This is a genomic window from Mariniphaga sediminis (assembly GCF_003573545.1).
Lineage (GTDB): Bacteria > Bacteroidota > Bacteroidia > Bacteroidales > Prolixibacteraceae > Mariniphaga > Mariniphaga sediminis.
In genome coordinates this window covers 1-20,124 of the sequence record NZ_QWET01000035.1, presented here as the reverse complement: position 1 = coordinate 20,124, position 20,124 = coordinate 1, and the positions used below count along the sequence as shown (strand labels likewise).

12 protein-coding genes are annotated in these 20,124 nt (G+C 40.8%); all 12 read left to right on the top strand.

Going from position 1 to position 20,124, the window contains the following annotated elements:
* The coding region (locus tag D1164_RS23880; protein WP_172594605.1) for a hypothetical protein at positions 1-428 on the top strand (428 nt) is incomplete at its 5' end.
* 9 nt (positions 429-437) lie between these two features.
* The gene (locus D1164_RS22940; protein WP_119352251.1) at positions 438-1,577 is read left to right on the top strand and encodes a carbohydrate kinase family protein; all 1,140 of its coding nucleotides are present in this window, start codon (positions 438-440) and stop codon (positions 1,575-1,577) included.
* Between the two features lie 972 nt (positions 1,578-2,549).
* On the top strand, positions 2,550-3,128 hold the full coding sequence (locus tag D1164_RS22930) for an RNA polymerase sigma factor (RefSeq protein WP_119352249.1): 579 nt from the start codon (positions 2,550-2,552) through the stop codon (positions 3,126-3,128).
* 137 nt (positions 3,129-3,265) lie between these two features.
* Positions 3,266-4,339 (top strand): FecR family protein, encoded by a 1,074-nt coding sequence (locus D1164_RS22925; RefSeq protein WP_119352248.1) that lies wholly within the window; start codon positions 3,266-3,268, stop codon positions 4,337-4,339.
* A 201-nt stretch (positions 4,340-4,540) separates the two neighbouring features.
* Entirely contained in the window at positions 4,541-7,855 is a 3,315-nt protein-coding gene (locus D1164_RS22920) for a TonB-dependent receptor (protein WP_172594604.1), read from the top strand.
* 12 nt (positions 7,856-7,867) lie between these two features.
* Positions 7,868-9,565 (top strand): RagB/SusD family nutrient uptake outer membrane protein, encoded by a 1,698-nt coding sequence (locus D1164_RS22915; RefSeq protein ID WP_119352246.1) that lies wholly within the window; start codon positions 7,868-7,870, stop codon positions 9,563-9,565.
* A gap of 102 nt (positions 9,566-9,667) precedes the next feature.
* Entirely contained in the window at positions 9,668-11,911 is a 2,244-nt protein-coding gene (locus D1164_RS22910; protein WP_119352245.1) for an alpha/beta hydrolase-fold protein, read from the top strand.
* Between the two features lie 104 nt (positions 11,912-12,015).
* Positions 12,016-13,227, top strand: a complete 1,212-nt coding sequence (locus D1164_RS22905) for an amidohydrolase family protein (protein ID WP_119352244.1) — start codon at positions 12,016-12,018, stop codon at positions 13,225-13,227.
* 34 nt (positions 13,228-13,261) lie between these two features.
* Positions 13,262-14,695, top strand: a complete 1,434-nt coding sequence (locus tag D1164_RS22900) for a Gfo/Idh/MocA family protein (RefSeq protein ID WP_119352243.1) — start codon at positions 13,262-13,264, stop codon at positions 14,693-14,695.
* A gap of 20 nt (positions 14,696-14,715) precedes the next feature.
* A complete protein-coding gene (locus D1164_RS22895) occupies positions 14,716-16,029 on the top strand; it encodes an alpha/beta hydrolase family protein (protein ID WP_206611097.1) in 1,314 nt (437 codons plus the stop codon).
* 22 nt (positions 16,030-16,051) lie between these two features.
* Positions 16,052-18,217, top strand: coding sequence for an alpha/beta hydrolase family protein (locus tag D1164_RS22890; RefSeq protein WP_119352242.1), 2,166 nt, complete (start codon positions 16,052-16,054; stop codon positions 18,215-18,217).
* A 35-nt stretch (positions 18,218-18,252) separates the two neighbouring features.
* Entirely contained in the window at positions 18,253-19,599 is a 1,347-nt protein-coding gene (locus tag D1164_RS22885; protein WP_119352241.1) for a Gfo/Idh/MocA family protein, read from the top strand.
* Positions 19,600-20,124: the final 525 nt, after the last annotated feature.

Here is a 20,124-nt window from a genome sequence, read left to right as displayed (position 1 = left end):
AGAGTGCTGCCTATCTTGAGTTTTATGAGTTTTTTGAGAACAGTGTTTTGATGGGGGTCCCCGATTATGTCCCGGCGGAAGTAGTGGAAGGAAAAATAAAGGTAAAACCGGCCGCATTCGGAAATATCGGCGGCGGCCTGCTGAACATCTCAACCATGAAGACCGGCAGGCTTACGTTGGCCAGGTTGTCCAACACCGGTAACCGGTACAGCATGCACATCTGCACCGGCGAAGGAAAACTAAAAGCCTGGGAAGAGGCCGGCTGGGATTACCCGGCGCCCCAATTGCCCAGCCTGGATATCCACCTGGATGTGCCGGTAGATGATTTTGCACAGAAAATATCGGGGCAGCATTATATTATTGCCTATGGCGACCACACCGGGCCCCTGAAAGACTATTGTTATTTAAAAAACATCGAAGTTGTATAAATAGCTGGTATGGAAAAACAGTACGACGCCGTGATTGTCGGTTACACCTGTGTTGATTTAGTCCCGGGGTTCAGAAAAAATTCTCCGGTAACCAGCACCTCCGTTTTTTTTAAGCCCGGAAAGCTCATTGAAATCGGGGGGATGGATTTTGTATTGGGAGGTGTACCGCCCAATACCGGGCTGGCCATGAAAAAGTTTGGGAAGAAGGTATTTTTAAATGGGCTGATTGGCGAGGATTTTATTGGCGAAATAGCAGCGCAGGGGTTAACCCGTGCCGGGGTTTCCTTCAACATGATAAAAACAGGAGGAGCAGGTACTGCTTTCAGTATTGTACTGGCCCCTCCCGGGGTGGACCGTATATTTTTGGAATCACCAGGCTGTAACCGGGTTTTTGGTATGGAGCACATCGACTTTGAAGCCATACAAAAATCGAGGCTTTTCCATTTTGGCTATCCGCCGCTGTTGCGGGAGTTTTACCTGAATAACGGGCAGCAGCTGCAGCAAATGTACGGGGAAGTTCAGAAAATGGGCGTTGTTACCTCCCTTGACTTCAGTCTTCCCGACCCCGAAAGCGAATCAGGGACAGTCAACTGGCCGGAGGTACTGGAAAGAACGCTCCCCCATGTGGATATATTTGTCCCGAGCCTGGAAGAACTCATTCAAACGATGGTCCCGGAAGCGTATGCAAAAATACAATCATTGCCCGGGGACACAGAGATTGTGGACAAAATCCCCCTTGACCTGGTAAAACAGGTTGGGCAGAGGATTATCGGCTTGGGGGTAAAAATCCTGCTGGTAAAAATGGGGCACCGGGGGGCCTTGCTTTTGTCAGGGGATATCTCTTCCTTAAACAAAAAGGCAGGCATTGCTTTGGAACAAGACAAATGGAACAACCGTGAAATACTGTGTGGCGCCTACAAGGTAGATAAATCAAAGGGGATTAACGCTACCGGGGCAGGAGACACGGCAGTGGCGGCATTTCTTACAGCGGTATTAAATGGTGAATGCCCTGAAACAGCCGTTAAGTATGCAGTCATGGCTGGAAGGGAGAGCCTGTACTGCGAAAATATTTATAAAGAGATAGGCCGCTGGGAGCAACTGGCCCATAAAATACATGTTGAGCAAAATGAACTAAAATGCTTCTTGTAATTCAAATCAACGCAATACAACAAATAATTTGCACCTATCAGAAACAAAAGTTAAATCTGTCAAGCGATTCCAGGAAAGGACAAGTCCTGCTTCATTTTTTTACTCTCCTGTAAGCTTTTTTGACTTCCAGTAGCGATTTTTCCGATTTCTGTAGCTTTTTTTATTTCCCTGTTGTTTTTTTTGTGATTTCTGCAGCATTTTTTGTTCTCCTGTTCCTTTTTTTTGAATTTCAGTGCGACAGAAAATCATAAAATTGCGACAGGAATGGTTTAAAGCAAACAGGGCGCCCTGCAAGGTAACAGGACGCCCAAAGTTGCAGCAGGATTACAAAATTAATCCGCTACTTCGTCAGTTTCTTCTTTTTTGCTCCGGTTTTGCTTTTTCCAATAGTCACTAGAGTAACCTTTTAGCCGGTTTTTATCGTTTCGGAATACATATTTCCCAGCTTCCCGGATTTCATCCACCAGCACCTTCAGGTGCGTGTAGGCCTTGTCGCGGATGATCTTCGATTCGTTGGGATCAGCTTTGTCGCCGTTTGCTTCGGCCAGCAGATCGGCCAGTTCGTTTGCATCCGTGGCAGCAGCATCTGGCCAGGACAGGTCAAATCCAATGGTGATTAAGGGGTTGGTGTTAAAAATATCCCATGTTCAATCCAGACGAAACACTTGGGTTGATAAAACTACTTTGCGGCTCTCTGTGTCTTCTATGCGCCCTCTGTGGTTAAATAAAATAGCCACAGACAATAAATAAAGAAAGCACAAAGGGATAAGAAAACACAATTAAAATATTGCTTTTCATGTTAGGAATTTCCGATGTAGAATACTCAACACTCAATTTCCAAATAGGCAATGAGTTCCTTTGTTGATTGTTTGTATCCCCTCTACCAAACAGGTCATAGAAAGTTCTTTCCTATTCACGATTTGATTTAATTTCATACTTTTGTTACTTCAACTATTTAACTAGTTTTTGAAGATGAGTAATTCAAATACTGAACTTGTAAAACTCCTGAAAAAAGGAGACATGACGGCGTTTGATGTCATCTATAAAAAATATTCCAGGAGATTATATGGCTTTGTTTTTCGTTATGTAAAGCAGGATACAGATACCGAAGAAATTGTTCAGGAGGTGTTTTTAAAAATTTGGAAAAGCCGCGATAATATTAATATTTATTCCTCTTTTGAGTCTTTTCTCTTCACCATAGCCCACAACGCAACGGTAAACCTTCTTAAAAGAAAGGCAACTGAACAAAAATATATAGAACACATAAAATCACTTCAATACGTTGATGAGACCTACGAACTTACCGATGAAATTCATTATAAAGAATTAAAACATAAGTTTCAGAACTTGTTAAATGAGTTATCGCCCCGTCAAAAAGAGATTTTTCACTTAAGCCGCGAAGAGGGACTGAATCATAAAGAAATAGCAGAAAAGTTAGGTATTTCAACGAATACGGTAAAAAACCACCTGGTAACTACACTTTCTTTTTTGAAAGGCAAGATTGATAATGGGCTGTTAATTAGCCAATTGTTTGTCTGCTTATTCCTGTAGTAAAAAAAATCATTTTTATATTAGTCCCTTTTGTTTTCCTTGTTGTATAACTAGTAAAAGATATCATTAATTTGATAGTTTAGTTTGGTTAGCTTTTGGGACTTCACTATGAGTGAAGTCCCATTTAGAAAAGAAAAATGACAAAAGAATTATTGGAAAAATATTTAAACAACCGTTGTACCTCACAGGAAGTTGAAGAGATAATTTTATGGATGCAACAACAGTCTTTTTTTAGTGAAAGCAAAAAGCTTGGAGAGATTGATTGGCAGCATTTTAAAGAAGACGACGTTGTTTCAGACGAAAAACTGGATAGCCTCCTGGATAAAATTCACCACAAGTTGAATATTGAAGAACCCCGTACGGTTCAAATAAAAAATAACCGTTTGCTTCATTGGATATCGAAAGCCGCAGCTGTCATTCTAATTCCGGTTTTGGCTTACTTGCTTTATACAATTTCGGAAAATAACAGGTTAACAAATCAAATTACAACCGTAACAATAGATTCTTTGGAAGTGATTGCACCTGTTGGTTCACGAACGGTTGTTGAACTGTCAGATGGATCAGTGGTTCATCTTAATTATGGTAGCCGGCTAAAATACCCGCAGAATTTTTTGGGAGAGTCCCGTGGTGTAGCTTTAACCGGAGAAGGTTATTTTGAAGTGGCTCACAATCCTGATAAACCTTTTGTGGTGAATACAGGACGTATTAATATTAGAGCATTGGGGACAGTATTTAATGTAAATGCATATTCTGAAAGTAATTGCATTTCGACTACACTTATAAAAGGAAAAGTGATAGTAGAGAAAACGAAAAATAACGGGAATATTGAAACGATAAAAGAACTGATTCCCAGTCAGCATGTAGAATACGAAAAGAATACTGGCGTTGTAAGATCAAGCCTGGAGCAAGTTGAGAAGTACATTGCCTGGAAAGATGGCAAGCTGGTTTTCGAGAATGAATCGATAGACCAGGTTGCCAAAAAGCTAAGCCGGATGTTCAATGTTGAAATACAGGTAGATAAAGGGGTGAAAGAATACAAATATACAGTAACCTTTGTTGATGAGCCCCTTTTTCAAATACTTGAATTATTGTCGGTAGCAACACCCATTAACTACCGGGCATTGCCACGCATTAAGAATCCTGACGGAACATTTTCAAAACAGAGAATACTAATTGAGAGAAATAAACAGAGTCAAACCAAATTGAATTAAAACTAGATTGCCTATGAACAAATTCATTTATTAAAAACAACAGGGAAATGCTACCAACATCTCCCTGGAGATTGTAAAAACTACCCTGTACGCTTCACTTTACAGGGACATTTTTAACTTTAACAATACAAAAATATGAAAAAAAAATCCTGTTTTGACCGGAATTGGAAATTTTCCGGACTAATTAAACTATTAAAAGTAATGAAACTAACTGTTTTTCTATTATTGGTTTCGGTGTTTGGAGTATTAGCCAATAAAAGCTATTCGCAAAGCAAGATGCTTAACTTAAATATGCGTGAAGCCACAATTAAGGAGGTCTTAAGCAGTATTGAAAAACAAAGTGAATTTTATTTTTTGTATAGCGAAAATCTTATCGATATAAAACGAAAGATTAACATAACCCTTGTAAACCAAAAAATAGACCCGGCCTTGAAATTGATATTTGAAGGTACGAACGTTGATTATTCTATACGTGACCGCATTATTGTGTTAACCACACCAGAAATGCTTTCAGAAAAAATTGAAGTATCGCAGCAACAAAAAACCGTTTCAGGAAAAGTAACCGACTCTGATGGACAGCCACTGCCCGGTGTAACAGTAGTGGTAAAAGGGACCACTCAGGGAACGGTGACCAATGTTGACGGAGAATATTCCATAGCCAATATTCCGGAAAATACAACACTGGTATTTTCCTTTGTGGGAATGAGAAAACAGGAGATAAACACTGGCAACCAAACAGTTATAAATGTCACGATGGAAATTGATGCCATTGGACTTGAAGAAGTGGTGGCCGTGGGATATGGAGTTCAACAAAAGGCAACTTTAACGGGTTCTGTCTCACAAATAGATGAGGAGAAATTAGTAAAGTCTCCTGCTATAACAGTGGGTAATACTATTCAGGGATTAATACCAGGATTAGTTTCAATGCAACGAACAGGTGATCCGGGTGATGACCTTTCAACTATTTTAGTGAGGGGACAAAGCACAACAGGACATAATAGTCCTCTTGTTCTTGTTGACGGAGTACCTGAACCGGATTGGCAAAGAATAAGCTCAAATGATATTGAATCAATATCTGTATTAAAGGATGCTTCAGCTTCTATATATGGTGTACAGGCTGCAAATGGAGTTATTCTTATAACAACCAAAAGGGGAACTACAGGAAAACCAACTTTTAATTTTACTTATAATCAGGGAATAACCCAACCTACCAGAATACCTGAAATGGCTGATGCTGCTACTTTGGCAGAATATGCTAATGAATACCTGGAAAGAACCGGAGGAGACCCATTGTACACCCCGGAAGAAATTCAAAAATATCGGGATGGAAGCGATCCTATTTTTTATCCAAATACCAATTGGGCAAAAGAAACACTCAAAAACTTCTCTACACAGAGTTCATCAAATATCAATGTACGGGGAGGCACCGAAAACGTTAGATACTCATTGTCAGGAAGCTATCAACACCAGGGTGATATAATAAAAAATGGCACCCACGATTTTAAAAATTACACGGTTAGATCAAATATTGATGCACTGGTAAACGACAATCTTACCCTCAGTCTTGATATTAATGCCAGCCTGGGAGACAGAACGACTCCCCGGCACAGAACAATTGGAATGATGTTCGTAACACCCCCTAATCTTCCTGTATATTATCCCGGAGGATATCCAAGCAGTTTACCAAGTGATCAGGGACAACATCCAATGATTAACAATACAGGTGGCTCCGGGTATGATAATAACATTGGAAAAAGATTTTCCAGCAAATTCTTATTTGATTTGAATGTCCCCTTTGTCGAAGGGCTAGGGGTTGATGGATATTTCTTCTATACCGATGAACATTTCCATAGATCAATATGGTCTACACCATGGACTTATTATGCATGGGACGAGGAGGCACAGGAGGCCATTCCCATGCGTGGAGGCTTTGATGCGCTTGCTAACCTGGAGGAAAGATACAGTAACAGTTCCTCTAACCTGATTAACTTAAGAATTAAATACGAAAGACAATTTGAGGACCATTATGTAAATGCATTTTTGGCTGTGGAACAATCAAAAGGCTTATACAAAGAATTTTCAGGCTTTAGAAGAGATTACATGGCTCAAGCCATAGATGAACTGTTTGCCGGAGCTGACGCCAATCAAAGAGCAGACGGATACTCTGCTGAAAATGCCCGACGAAACTTTTTGGGACGTTTAAGTTATAATTTTCAGGAAAAATATTTGATTGATTTTAATTTCAGGTATGACGGTTCATACCGGTTTCCCAAAGATAACAGATGGGGATTTTTCCCGGGAATTTCAGTTGCTTATAGAATTTCTGAAGAAAATTTTATGAGTGATAGTTTCTTTGACAATTTAAAACTGAGAGCATCTTATGGGGAAATGGGAAATGATGCTATTGATCCGTTCCAGTTTTTGCAATCCTATAATCTCAGAACATCCGGTGTTTATTTGGGGACACCTGTTACACCATATCCCGCAATTTGGGGAGGAGTATCCCCCAACCCAAATGTCACCTGGGAAGTAGCCACTGTACAAAATATAGGGTTGGATGCATTGATTTTAGATCAAGCCCTTGAACTCACAGTGGATGTTTTTAAGCAAAGAAGATCGAATATCCTGACCACAAGAGCTCTTGAAATACCTAAATATACCGGACTGATTTTGCCGGCTGAAAATATTGGCATTGTCGACAACAAGGGCGTCGAACTTACTCTAAACTACAGGAATAAAGTATCTGTTGGAAAAGGCTTTACGTACAGCCTGGGAGGAAATTTTGCCTATGCCAAAAATAATGTGGTAGATGTTTCTGAAGCAGCCGATGTACCCGAACATCAAAAAATGCAAGGCCATATTTTAGGGGCGGGGCTTTATTATCGTGCAATTGGTATATTCCGGACCCAAGAGGAAGTTGATTCAAATCCTATAGTTCCCGGAACCATTGTGGGGGATCTCCAATATTTTGATTATGACGGAGATAAAACAATAACTGCTAACGACAGAATAAGAATGGATAAATCCATACATCCTGAAATTAATTATGGTTTTAACGGCACAGTAAATTACGCTGATTTTTCATTATACGCCCAATTTTCAGGAGTTGCCAGGGCATGGTGGTGGATCTATGATATTGCAAGACCAGTAAGAAACGCACCAGCAGAATTGCTTGAGAATCGCTATACTCCCGGTAGTATGGACTCGAAATATCCCTGGATACCAACATGGCATCCGGATATGGAAGTAAGTGGATTAACATCCGACTTTTGGGTAAAAAATGCCTCATTCCTCAGACTAAAAACGTTGGAACTGTCCTATGTTTTGCCTCAAAGCCTGACCTCTCAGATAGCAATCAAAAAAATGAGGGTCTATTTGAGTGGAAGCAATTTATTCACAATTTCCGGAATTAAAAATTATGATCCGGAGGGTGCAAATCCAGGTACATATTATGGTTCGGCCCATTTTTATCCACAAACTAAAGTTTATAATCTGGGTGTACAGCTCACCTTTTAAAATTAGTGCATCATGAAAAAAATATATAGGCATTTATTTGACAGGAAAAATCTGATATTGATTTCAGTACTTTTTATAAGTTCAATGTTTATCCTTGTTTCCTGTGATAAAAATTTTCTGGATATCACACCAAAGGACAGCTTCACGGAAGCAGCAGTGTTTGAAGATCCCGCTTTGCTCGAAGCATTTGTCAACTACACATATAGATTAACACCTCATGGATATCAGGAAATGGGAGGACTTCTTCCCTTAGCAACATTGGTAGACGAAGCTCACTCAAAAGGAAATGTAGCCACCTTAGGCCCAATACTTGCCGGAAATATTCGGCCTGATAATATGCATGCGCTGGATGTATGGACTGGCGCCGGTCAATCGTTATCCAGCAGAAATTACAGGAGCTACTGGACCCCTATTAAGCAATGCAATGAATTCATGTCCAAAGTGGCAGACTCAAAACTGGATCAAGAGCTACTGACCCGCTACACCGGAGAGATAAAGATGCTTAGAGCATATAGCTATTTTCAACTCATCAATCATTTTGGTGGTGTACCTTTATTTACGAAACCATTTACTTTAGATGACTGGCAGGTTCCAAGAAACAGCTACGACGAGGTAATGGAATTCGTTCTTGATGAATTGGATGACGCCATTGATATGCTCCCTCTTAGTTACGACGGAAAAAATCTGTACAGGCTAACCAAAGGTGCAGCAATGGCCCTTAAAGCCCGTGCACTGCTGTATTATGCCAGTCCCTTAAATAATCCTTCAAATGATCAGTCCAGATGGCAGGCAGCGGCTGATGCTGCAAAAGCCGTTATTGATCTGGATCTATATGAATTATATCCAGATTATGAAGGAATATTTCTCGAAAAAACCGGTTATCATCCTGAAATAATCTGGGCGAGGCAATTTATACATATAATTGAACCCCAGGTTTATCTTGAAAGAAGGCTTTTCCCCAACGGATGGTTAGGACATGGCCATGCTCCACCAATTCACAATCTTGTGGATGATTACGAAATGACAAATGGGAAAAAAATTAATGACCCGGATTCAGGCTACGATCCACAAAATCCATATGTTGACCGGGATCCAAGATTTTATGCCACTATTTTGTTCGACGGAGCACCGTTTAAAGATAGGACACTCGAAACTTTTACACCAGGAGGACTCGATTCATTTGAATCTCCAATATCATCATGGAATGCTTCTGAAACAGGATATAATATGAGAAAATTTATTGACGAAGATGTTGATGATATTGGTTCCGGAAACACGAATGCCCCATGGATATATATTAGGTATGCCGAAGTATTACTAAACTATGCCGAAGCAATGTATAACACGGGAGATGAAGACGTATGCAGGGAATACATTAATAAAATCAGAAACAGACCTGGCGTTGAAATGCCACCTGTTACAGAGAGCGGAGAGGCACTTTGGGACAGACTTGTTAATGAGCGTCGTATAGAACTGGTTTTTGAAGAGCATCGTTTTTTTGATGTTCGCCGCTGGAAGATCGCCAAAGAGGTTTTAAGCATTGACCATACCAGAATGTCGATAAATAAGGATACTGAAACCGGGGAAAAAACCTATACCGTTTTGCAACATGTACCCTGCAATTTTGAAGAGCATCATTACCGGTCACCTATACCACTGGAAGAAATTGAAAAGAATCCTTTGTTAGAGCAAAATCCGGGTTATAACTAATAAAACGTATATTCAACTATAATTATCAGGGTAATTTGAAATTACACAAATCAAACTTGCCCTGATAATATTTTGATTTTCTTAGCTTTTAATAATTTTATCATGAATTTTTTTAAATCATTGTTTGTCGTAAAAACTTCTTTATTGCATGGCTGCCTGCTTTTTTTTACGTTTTTTTCCCTGGATGCCCAAGATGCAAAAATTATCGACCAAAGTCACTATAGCAATGTTTTAGGGGAAATTCGAAATTACCGTGTTTTTTTACCTCAGGGATATGAGAAAAATTCTGAGAAAAGATACCCGGTAATTTACTATTATCATGGTTGGTCGCAGCGTTATTTTGGTAGCATCCGGGATTTCCAGGCTGATGAAGGAGAAAGTAACGGGGGCGATAATATCGCCAATTTTGCTGCTCAGCATGATGTTATTATTATAAAAGCTGATGGATTTAACCGACGGCCTAATGAAGAGTACTATTTGAGACCCTATAATGTTAGTCCTGTGGAAACATACCGCCAATTCCCCCTCTATTTTCCAGAGCTAGTTAACCACATTGATAATAAATACCGCACTATTGCCGACAGAAACCACCGTGCTATTTCGGGTTTATCAATGGGAGGCTTTATGACTTTTTGGATAAGCGGAAAATATCCACACCTGGTTTCATGTGCAGGAAATTTTTGTGGGTCAACCGAATTTGTAGTTGGTCCCTATGATTTTCCGGTAGAATACCGTCATCAGGATATGTACAAAAATTACGGAGGGGTAAACTTACGCCTGAATTACGGGGATAAGGACTTTATCAGGGCATACCACCAAGACATGAATAAAATATGGACACAGGTTATAGATAATTATGAATATAAAGTTTACGATGCAGGACATTCTACTGCAGGATTGAGTGAGATGTTTGAATTCTTGATGAAATCTTTTGAAAACCCACCGGCAAAACCAGCAAAATGGAATCATATTGATGTTTATCCTGCATTTACTGTCTGGGATTACCAGGTTAATTCTGACAGAAATATCCCAGGGTTCACGATTCTTGAAAATGTTGACCGAAGGGGCTTCAAATGTTCTGTACGAACATTTCTACCTGATGGTGAATTAATGCCCTCTGTAAAACTGAGTGTAACCACTCCTCCTATTTACAATAAAGATCAGTTTTATCAGATTTATGATTTAAATCCTTTAACAGAAGAATTGGAAATCAATTCTATAAAAAGTGATAACAAAGGCCAGTTAAGAATAGAATTGGATGGAGGCATTCAAGAGATTGGAATTAACAAAATAGATGACGATCCGAATCTAACTGTGGCATCATATCAGATTGAAAATCATAATTGGGTCACGCACAACAAGAAGATGGATTTATCAGTTCGCCTTTTAAATAAAGGAGTAAAAGCAGGAAACAACGTAAGAGCAAAATTAGAAGCCACCAGGAAAAGTGTTGATATCTTGCAGGCAGAGTCTGTATTTGATAAAATCGAGTCTGGTAAAATTAAACAATCATCCAGTACTTTTTCTTTTCGGATAAAAGAGAATGAGGTGGAAATTGAACGTTTCAAACTAACTATTTACGATGAGAAAGGGAATGAATGGACCGACTTCATTGATGTGCCAATAATGATCGATGAACCTCTAATAAAAGATTTTATAATTGCTGATGGAAAAACATTTGAAGTAGCTGCTGCCGGAGACGATACGGTTTCTGTTTTTTTAGGCAAAGGGAATGGAGATGGCAAAGCCAATCCGGGAGAGTCAATTGTTATCCTGGCAAAGGATGAAGGGCAAAATTACAGAACCCTTTTGCATTCCTCTGATCCATATGTAAATCCGGGAGGAATACATTTAAGAGAATCAGATAATTGGAGTAGCTATGATCACGTGGGGGGATCTGCTAAATACTCAATACCTGTAATAAGTTCTGATTCTCCGGAGGGACATCTGATACGATTTTTTGCTGAATACTGGTTACCTGACTATCCGGATCACATTATCAAACGTGGCGTTGTTGAAATCCAGGTGGAGGGAACCGATACAACCTCACCAGAACTGGAATGGGTAAAAGTATTGGGAGACAATATTATTTGCGCAAAATTCTATGATGGAGGACCAATTATATCTGCAAATGCTAAACTCACTTTAAAAGAAAATCCGGAACAATCTTTTGACATCGAATTATACGATAATGGAGAGGAAGGAGACCTAAACAACTCAGACCGTGTTTTTAGCAGAAAAATAGAGGAAAGAGGATTTGGGTTATACCAAATTCAAGTTGAAGCTAAAGATATCTTTGGGAACAAGATGATTAAGGAGCATCCAGAGATTATCATTTTACATTAGTTTTCAATATATGAATGCTTATTTAGATGATTTTATAAAAAAGTATTAGTACCTTCTACATATCTGGCCATAATTTTTTCAAACAATTTTAAAACCTGTTTAAAATGACAAAAAGAAGGGATTTTATAGTAAAAAGCGTTTTGGGATTAACTGCCGGGATTACAACCGGCAGCATAAATTTAAGCGCGGAACCCTCCACTCCGGTAACTGGATCCAGCATCCCGGCACAACCCAACTGGCAAAACGATCCCCATTGGAGAAAAATTAAATATGGCGACTGGGGAGGTCCCGGGGTGTCCTCTCAGCCAGGCCCCATGGACAAAATCCTGCTTAAGGACTGGGCGCCAAATTCTTTGGTAATAACGCAAGAAACTTTTGTCCCCAAAGCCAAATATCCGGCCATTGACAGTCATGTGCACGTTGTTGCCAAAACACCGGCAGACATTGCTGACTGGGTAAAAACAATGGATGAGGTTGGTATTGAAACTTCTGTAGTTTTAACTCATCCAGCCATTGGAGATGATTTTGCCAAGTTGGTTAAGATATTCAAAAAAGCTTATCCCGGTAGGTTTGAATTATACTGTGGAGTGGACTTTACTAATTTTGAAAAAAACGATTATCCTAAACGGGTTGTTGAACAGCTGGAACGATGCCATGAGATGGGAGCATGCGGCGTCGGGGAAATTCACGACAAGGGCCCTGGTTTTACAAAAGATACAAGTATTCCACCGAATAAAAGATTACATGTTGATGATGAGAGGTTAGATGCTTTTTGGGAAAAATGTGCCGAATTGAAGATGCCCGTCAGCCTCCATGTCGCGGATCATCCTTCAGCCTGGACTCCTTTGGATGTCTTTCAGGAACGCACACCAGATTACCAGCACTTCAGCCAGTATAACAGGAATGTACCATCGTTCGATGAAATGATTGAAAAAAGGAACAAAGTACTTGAAAGACATCCTAATACCATTTTCATCGCGTGCCACCTGGGAAACCAGGGACATGACCTGGGTACATTAGAACAGGCAATGCAAAAATATCCTAACCTTTATCTCGACACTTCAGCCCGCGATTATGAACTGGGCCGCACACCCCGCTCATCAGCTAAATTTCTAAATGTATACAAAGACCGTATAGTTTTTGGAACAGACATGGGCAGGCTAAAAAGCATGTACCAAATTCATTGGCGCCTGCTGGAAACTGATGATGAATACATACCTGGCCGGGTTGGGTGGAGATATTATGGCCTTGATTTGCCCGAAGCAACATTAAAAGCCCTGTACAGGGATACAGCCAAAAAAATCTTTAATATCTAGAATAATCTTTTCAACAATCATTAAAATCTATAGCATGAAACTGAATCGCAAAAATTTCCTGAAAGTTGCAGGGTTTGCAACTGCAGGAATGATGGTAAAACCCAGCCAGGCAGGCACCAACTCACCTTTCTCAAAAAATCATGTACAAAAATTCAACATGCACGGATATAGTGCTCCCAAACTGGATAAAGTAAGAGTAGGCTTTATAGGAGTTGGGAGCCGAGGTTCAGGAACTGTTGTCCGCTTATCCAGCATTGAAGGTGTTGAGATTAAAGCGCTGTGTGATTTAATTCCTGACAGGGTAGATTCCGTTATAAAACTCCTAAAGAATGAATTCCCCGCTCAAAAACCAATGTCATATTCCGGTAGTCCAGACTTATGGAAGGAGGTGTGCGAACGGGAAGACATTGACCTCATCTATATTGCCACTCCCTGGCAACTACATGCACCTATCGCTATTTATGCCATGGAGCACGGGAAACATGTTTATACAGAACTACCTGTTGGAGTAACACTTGAAGAATGCTGGCAAGTAGTTGAAACTTCGGAGAATACCAGGAGACACTGTTTTATGGGTTGTGGCTCTGCCCACGATGGAATGGCCGCTGTCATTTTAAATATGGTCCGACAGGGGTTCTTTGGAGAAATCATTCATGGCGAAGGCCATTATATCCACGACAGGGTTTCTGATAACAAATTAAGATGGGAAAGAGATAAAAGTAACAATAACTGGTTTGGTTATCGCCCCTGGCGTCTGCAGGAAAATGTAAACAGAAACGGAAATCTTTATCCCGCGCATGGCTTGGGGCCTGTTTCTCAAATGATGGATATTAACTATGGTGACAAAATGGAATATTTGGTTTCAATCTCAAGTAACGATTTTACCATGGGCCATAAAATGAAAGAAATGGCTGAAATCGATGACTACTACAAACCTTATGTTGGATTGAATCTTAGGGGTAATATAAACACGACAATAATACGAACCCACAAAGGACGAACCATTATGCTCCAGCACGACATTAGTTCACCACGCCCTGGTCACCGCTTCGATTTAATCAGTGGAAACAAAGGCATATACAGGGCACGACCCGATAGGATTGCGACCTCCGAAGAATGGCTCCCTGAAGAGGAATTCAATTCCCTAAAAGAGAAATACACGCCGGAGATTACCAAAAAGTTTAATGAAAAACGTAACCAGGCTGGCGGCAGTCATGGAAGCAGAGGGTATGAACGTGTAACGGCTAGCGACTGGCGATTGATTGACTGCCTTCGAAACGGATTACCACTTGAAATGGACGTGTATGATGCGGCCCTTTGGAGTGCCATTACACCATTGAGTGAATGGTCAGTTGCCCGCCAGGGGGAAACGGTAAAAATACCTGACTTCACCTGCGGTGCATGGAGAACGAACAAGCGGGGAATGGATATTAATATTCAGCAGGGAGGAACAACAAACTTGATTTAATGACCTAAATTAAATGTCAGATGATGGAAAAAGAAAATGATCCAAACAGAAAACTTAATGACTGGCACTACTCAAGAAGAAAATTTATCCATGTCACTTCTGCCGGTCTTTGCGGGCTTGCCCTGAAGAGCGCTTCTGCTTCCGGTTTGGCTGAACCACTTATCACGCTCAAGGCTGGTTCATTAAAAGCCAATGAAAATACCAACCTTATTGGCGCTTATGGCCAATGGGCTTCCAAATCAACAAAAACCAAACTCCCTTCCCTCTCATTCAGAAAAAAGGAATGGACGGATATTGAAGCATGGAGAAAGAAAGCAAAAGAACAGGTTTTGGAAAGAATCGCTATGCCTGATTTGGGAGGAACACCTAAAGTAACCGTTCACAAAAAATACCTTTACGATGGTTTACAGATAGAGGAAATCAGCTGGCAATTACCGTACGGAAAGCCAACAGAAGCCATTGTTCTAAAACCCGCCAATACAAAAGAACCTTTGCCCGGGATTCTGGCTTTTCATCATCATGGAGCGGATAAATATTTTGGCAAACGGAAAATCACCAGGACAAGCGATTCGCAGCATCCACATGTAGTAAATTCGCAGCAAAACTATTATGACGGCTTTGCATGGGCTAACGAAATTGCCCGAAGGGGCTACGTGGTTATGGTACCCGATGCTTTCCCATTTGCCAGTCGCCGTGTAATGTTGCAAGATGTTCCCGAACATTTAAGGAAGGGACTAAATGATAATGATCCTGAAAATATAGACAACATAGAAGCTTATAATGATTGGGCGGCAAAGCATGAAGATGTTATGGCCAAATCACTTTTTTGTGCCGGAACAACCTGGCCGGGTGTTTGGGTGGCCGAAGATTTGAAAGCACTTGATATTCTGTGCTCACGGGATGATGTAGATGCAGATAAAATTGGCTGCGGGGGCCTCTCCGGGGGAGGAATGAGAACCGTATTTATCGGTGGCCTGGATTCAAGAATCAAATGTTCAGTTTGTGTTGGCCTCATGACTACCTGGGAAGATTTTATGCTCAATAAATCGTACACTCATACCTGGATGAGTTTTGTTCCGGTACTTCCGGAAGAACTGGATTTTCCCGAGATTCTGGGCATGAACGCTCCCTCGCCAGCGCTGGTGCTAAATGCGGAGCAGGATGGACTGTTTACACTTCCCGGAATGAAGGAGGCAGATAAGGTTCTTCAGGAAGTTTATAAAAAAGCGAAAGCACCCGAACATTACAAGTGCTCTTTCTACCCGGGAGGACACAAATTTGGAAGAGAAATGCAATCCGAAGCCTTTAATTGGTTTGACAGATGGCTGAAGTAACACATCATAAAATATAAATCCTATGAAAAAATCTCAGGCTTTAACGATTCCCCGGACTATCCTGTTTATCGCAATCATCCTTTTAAAAATTAACACGGCCTTTGCTCAGGAAGAAAACCTCAATGTATTCGAACGGTGGAGAGCATGGTCGGATGGCGAGAACATGCTGATGCGCCACTTAAACAAACAGGCATTTACCTACCTTGATATCAGGGACAAAGAGATTGCAGCACTACAAACAAAAGCAGATTGGCAGAGCAGGCAAAAAAAGGTAAAAGAGACTCTGATAAAAACAGTGGGGCCTTTTCCGGAAAAAACCCCTTTAAACCCACAGATTACAGGAACAATTAAAAAGGAAGGGTACAAAATTGATAACGTAATTTACGAATCTATGCCTGGTTTTTATGTAACTGGCAGCCTATTCCTTCCCGACGGTAACGGTAAAAAACCTGCTATCCTTTTTACCAGCGGACATGCACAAAACTCATTCAGGCATGAATCATATCAGTTTATGATTCTGAACCTGGTAAAAAAAGGCTTTATTGTTTTTGCCATCGACCCCATAAGCCAGGGCGAAAGGGTTCAACTTTTCGACCCGGAGAAAAATGCCTCGGCTATAGGCCCTACAACGCTCGAACATAACTATCTGGGGAATAAAACCCTGCTCTCCGGAGTCTCGCTGGCCAGATACTTTATCTGGGATGGGATAAGGGCAGTAGATTACCTGCTGACCCGCAAAGAAGTTGATTCGGAAAGAATTGGAGTAACGGGCCAATCCGGAGGGGGTACACAAGCAGCTTATATTTTTGCATTCGACGACCGGGTAAAAGCAGGAGCGCCTGTAAATTATATCACAGGATTCAGGCGATTACTCGAATCTATTGGACCACAAGATGCAGAACAGAATTTCTACCACGGCATTATGAATGGTTTGACTCATGCCGATTTACTTGAAGTCAGGGCGCCAAATCCTGCTCTGATTTGTGCCGGCACAAGGGATTTTTTCAGTATTCAGGGTGCACGCGAAGCTTATGCAGAAATTTCCAAGGCCTATAAAACATTTGGGAAAGAGGAAAATATCGGGATGGTAGAAGATGATTTTGGACATGGTTATACTGAGAAATTAAGGGAAGGGATATATGATTTTTTTCAGAAGAACCTTAACCTGACAGGGAATCCTGGTGATGAAAATGTGGCCATATTGGCTCCCGAAGAATTAATGGTAACACGCACCGGAAATGTCGCTTCTTCCATTGAAAAGGCGCAAACAGTATTTGACCTCAATAAAAAGGAGGCACAAAAACAAATCGAAAGCTTGCAGGATGCAAGGAAAAATATCGCTATCCATTTAAACAAAGTACAGCAGGAAGCCAAAAAGCTTTCAGGTTATCGCCCGCCGGATGAAAATATTCAATCTGTTTTTCGGGGCAGATACCAACGAGAGGGATATTCGGTTGAAATGTATGCTTTACATGGCGAAGGGGAATGCATTATTCCACTGTTGCTGTTTATTCCGGAAACAGGGAACAATTTTTCAAGTATTATCTACCTTCACCCTAAAGGGAAAATTACAGATGCAGCAACAGGAGGCAGAATTGAAGAACTGGTAAAAAAAGGCTATCTTGTGGCAGCTCCTGATGTATCAGGCATCGGTGAAGTTAAAGATGATAATTACGGAACAAACTATCTTGCGTTATTGATAGGCCGCAGTATTGTTGGAATTCAGGCAGGCGATGTGAACAGGGTTGTTAATTTTTTAAAGCAAAGACCGGATGTTGATCCGGAAAAATTGGGTGCAGTTGCATTTGATGAACTGGGTCCCACGCTATTACATGCCGCTGCCTTTGACAAATCAATAAGCTCTGTTACACTCATTGACCCCCTCATCTCATATCAGACAATTATCGAAAACAAATTTTATAATACAACCCTTACAAACAGTTTTGTTGCCGGAGCATTAACCGCCTATGATCTGCCAGATCTGGCGGCGATACTGTCGCCCGCAAAACTTAACTTAATCAATATAAGGGATGGAGAAAAAAAATGTATTGATGCGGATATTAAAAACAGTGATATTGAATTTATAAAAACTGCCTGGCATGAAAAAAACGCCAGCAGCCAATTGCATATTGTGAAAGAAAATTCAGCAGAAACAATGTTTAAAGAATTTTTGAAATACATAGAATAAAATACAGATAATCATTTAATCTAATTTTAACCGCGATGGAGAAAAAAATAAAACAATCAGACAGACGTCAATTTATTGGTAATGCTGCGGCTTTAGGCTTAATGGGTGCAATAGGTGCAGGCTATGTGCTTTCTTCCTGCAAAACACAAAAATCAGAATACGCGCCGCCTGTTTTTCCTGAAACAGCCCCTGACGGGCCCGTGTTAAAAGCCGGACTGATTGGCTGCGGGGGCAGGGGAACAGGCGCTGCAGTTAATTTTCTTAATGCAGGCCCGAACCTGCAAATAACAGCTCTTGCCGATGTTTTTCAGGATCGTATTGACAGGTGCAGGGAAACGATAAAAAAAAGCCATCAGGTTGAAATTTCCGACAAAAATTGCTTCGTTGGATTTGATGCATACAAACGTTTAATCGAATCCGGGGTAGATGTAATCATTGAAGCTTCGGCAACGCATTTCCGCCCCAGGCACTTCGAGGCTGCGGTACAGGCAAGAAAACACTGTTTTATTGAAAAACCCGCTGCAGTAGATCCGGTTGGAGTCCGATCCGTAATTGCTTCCGGAAAAATGGCAGAAGCAGCAGGCCTGACAGTCGTTACAGGAACACAAAGAAGGCATCAAGCTGATTACAACGAAACTTTCAGCATGATTAAAAACGGTGCCATAGGTGAACTTATTTCGGCCAATTGCTATTACAACAGAGGAGGAGCCGGTTACTTTACAAGGCAGGAAGGATGGACCGATATGGAAGCGATGATACGAAACCGGGCAAATTGGCTCTGGCTTACAGGTGATAATGTGGTAAACTTACTTGTTCATAATATTGATTGTTTAAACTGGTTCTTTGAAAAACATCCGGTAAAAGCATCTGGTTTTGGTGGCCGTTATCACCGCCCAACAGGTGATATGTATGATTTTTTCAGTGTCGATTTTATTTTTGATGACCAAAAGCGCTACCAGGGCATGTGCCGTGAAATGGACGGATGTACCAACAATATAGGCGATGTAATTTTTGGAACCGATGGCTATACAAACTGTCAGAACAAGATATTTGATTATAACGACAATTTGATTTGGGAATACAAATATCCATTGGATCATGACGGTAAACCAACCGGCAGAACGGCCATTTCGTCTTACGATCAGGAAATGATAAATTTCGTAACGGCTATTCGTACCAAGAAACCTGTCAACCAGGTGGAGGAACTGGCCAACTCAACGCTTACAGGTATAATGGGAAGAGAATCGGCATATTCAGGAAAAGATGTGACTTGGGAAGAAATGATGAACTCAGATTTAAAGCTTGGGCCAAAAGAATACACTTGGGGACCAGTTGATATTCAGCCTGTTTCTCCCGTTCCCGGGATGAAACCGTCCACCTAAGTCCACTTAAATAATCAACTTCAAAACCGGCAAAAGTTGAAAGAATAACATTGAAATATCGATTAAAATTTTTAAAACTTAATTTTTAAACCGTCTCTAAAATTAAAAACATTCCGGGCAATGGATTAGGTTCAACCTATACTTTGCCCGGTTTTCTATATTGGTTACAGTGCTTTGAGTGTGTGGACCCAAGTTTTTATACATCTTTTGGCTCACCCGAAAAATCCGGTGGAGTAATCTGTTTTCAGATACATTTTCCATCAATATTTTTATGCCTTATCAGGCCGATTTTACTCTTTGCCTTGACGCAAATAGTAAACAGAAAAGTCAAGGCTGCGTTCGCTTCACTCGGAAAAACTACGTGTTGCCGGCTAAAATTACTGAAACTCGTCGTACCTCCTCAAACAACAGTAATTTTTTAACGCCGTGCTCACTTGTTTTCCGGCTCACCGACCGAGGCCATCGCTCCGATGTGTTAGCCATAAATGTTTATATGTGAACCGGCCTATTCTATCAATTCCTGAC

Bases quoted from the DNA above. Each gene is read 5' to 3' on its own strand.
- D1164_RS22920 (WP_172594604.1), top strand. From the start codon at position 4,541: ATGAAACTAACTGTTTTTCTATTATTGGTTTCGGTGTTTGGAGTATTA.
- D1164_RS22900 (WP_119352243.1), top strand. From the start codon at position 13,262: ATGAAACTGAATCGCAAAAATTTCCTGAAAGTTGCAGGGTTTGCAACT.
- D1164_RS22930 (WP_119352249.1), top strand. From the start codon at position 2,550: ATGAGTAATTCAAATACTGAACTTGTAAAACTCCTGAAAAAAGGAGAC.
- D1164_RS22910 (WP_119352245.1), top strand. From the start codon at position 9,668: ATGAATTTTTTTAAATCATTGTTTGTCGTAAAAACTTCTTTATTGCAT.
- D1164_RS22940 (WP_119352251.1), top strand. From the start codon at position 438: ATGGAAAAACAGTACGACGCCGTGATTGTCGGTTACACCTGTGTTGAT.
- D1164_RS22925 (WP_119352248.1), top strand. From the start codon at position 3,266: ATGACAAAAGAATTATTGGAAAAATATTTAAACAACCGTTGTACCTCA.
- D1164_RS22885 (WP_119352241.1), top strand. From the start codon at position 18,253: ATGGAGAAAAAAATAAAACAATCAGACAGACGTCAATTTATTGGTAAT.
- D1164_RS22905 (WP_119352244.1), top strand. From the start codon at position 12,016: ATGACAAAAAGAAGGGATTTTATAGTAAAAAGCGTTTTGGGATTAACT.
- D1164_RS22890 (WP_119352242.1), top strand. From the start codon at position 16,052: ATGAAAAAATCTCAGGCTTTAACGATTCCCCGGACTATCCTGTTTATC.
- D1164_RS22915 (WP_119352246.1), top strand. From the start codon at position 7,868: ATGAAAAAAATATATAGGCATTTATTTGACAGGAAAAATCTGATATTG.
- D1164_RS22895 (WP_206611097.1), top strand. From the start codon at position 14,716: ATGATGGAAAAAGAAAATGATCCAAACAGAAAACTTAATGACTGGCAC.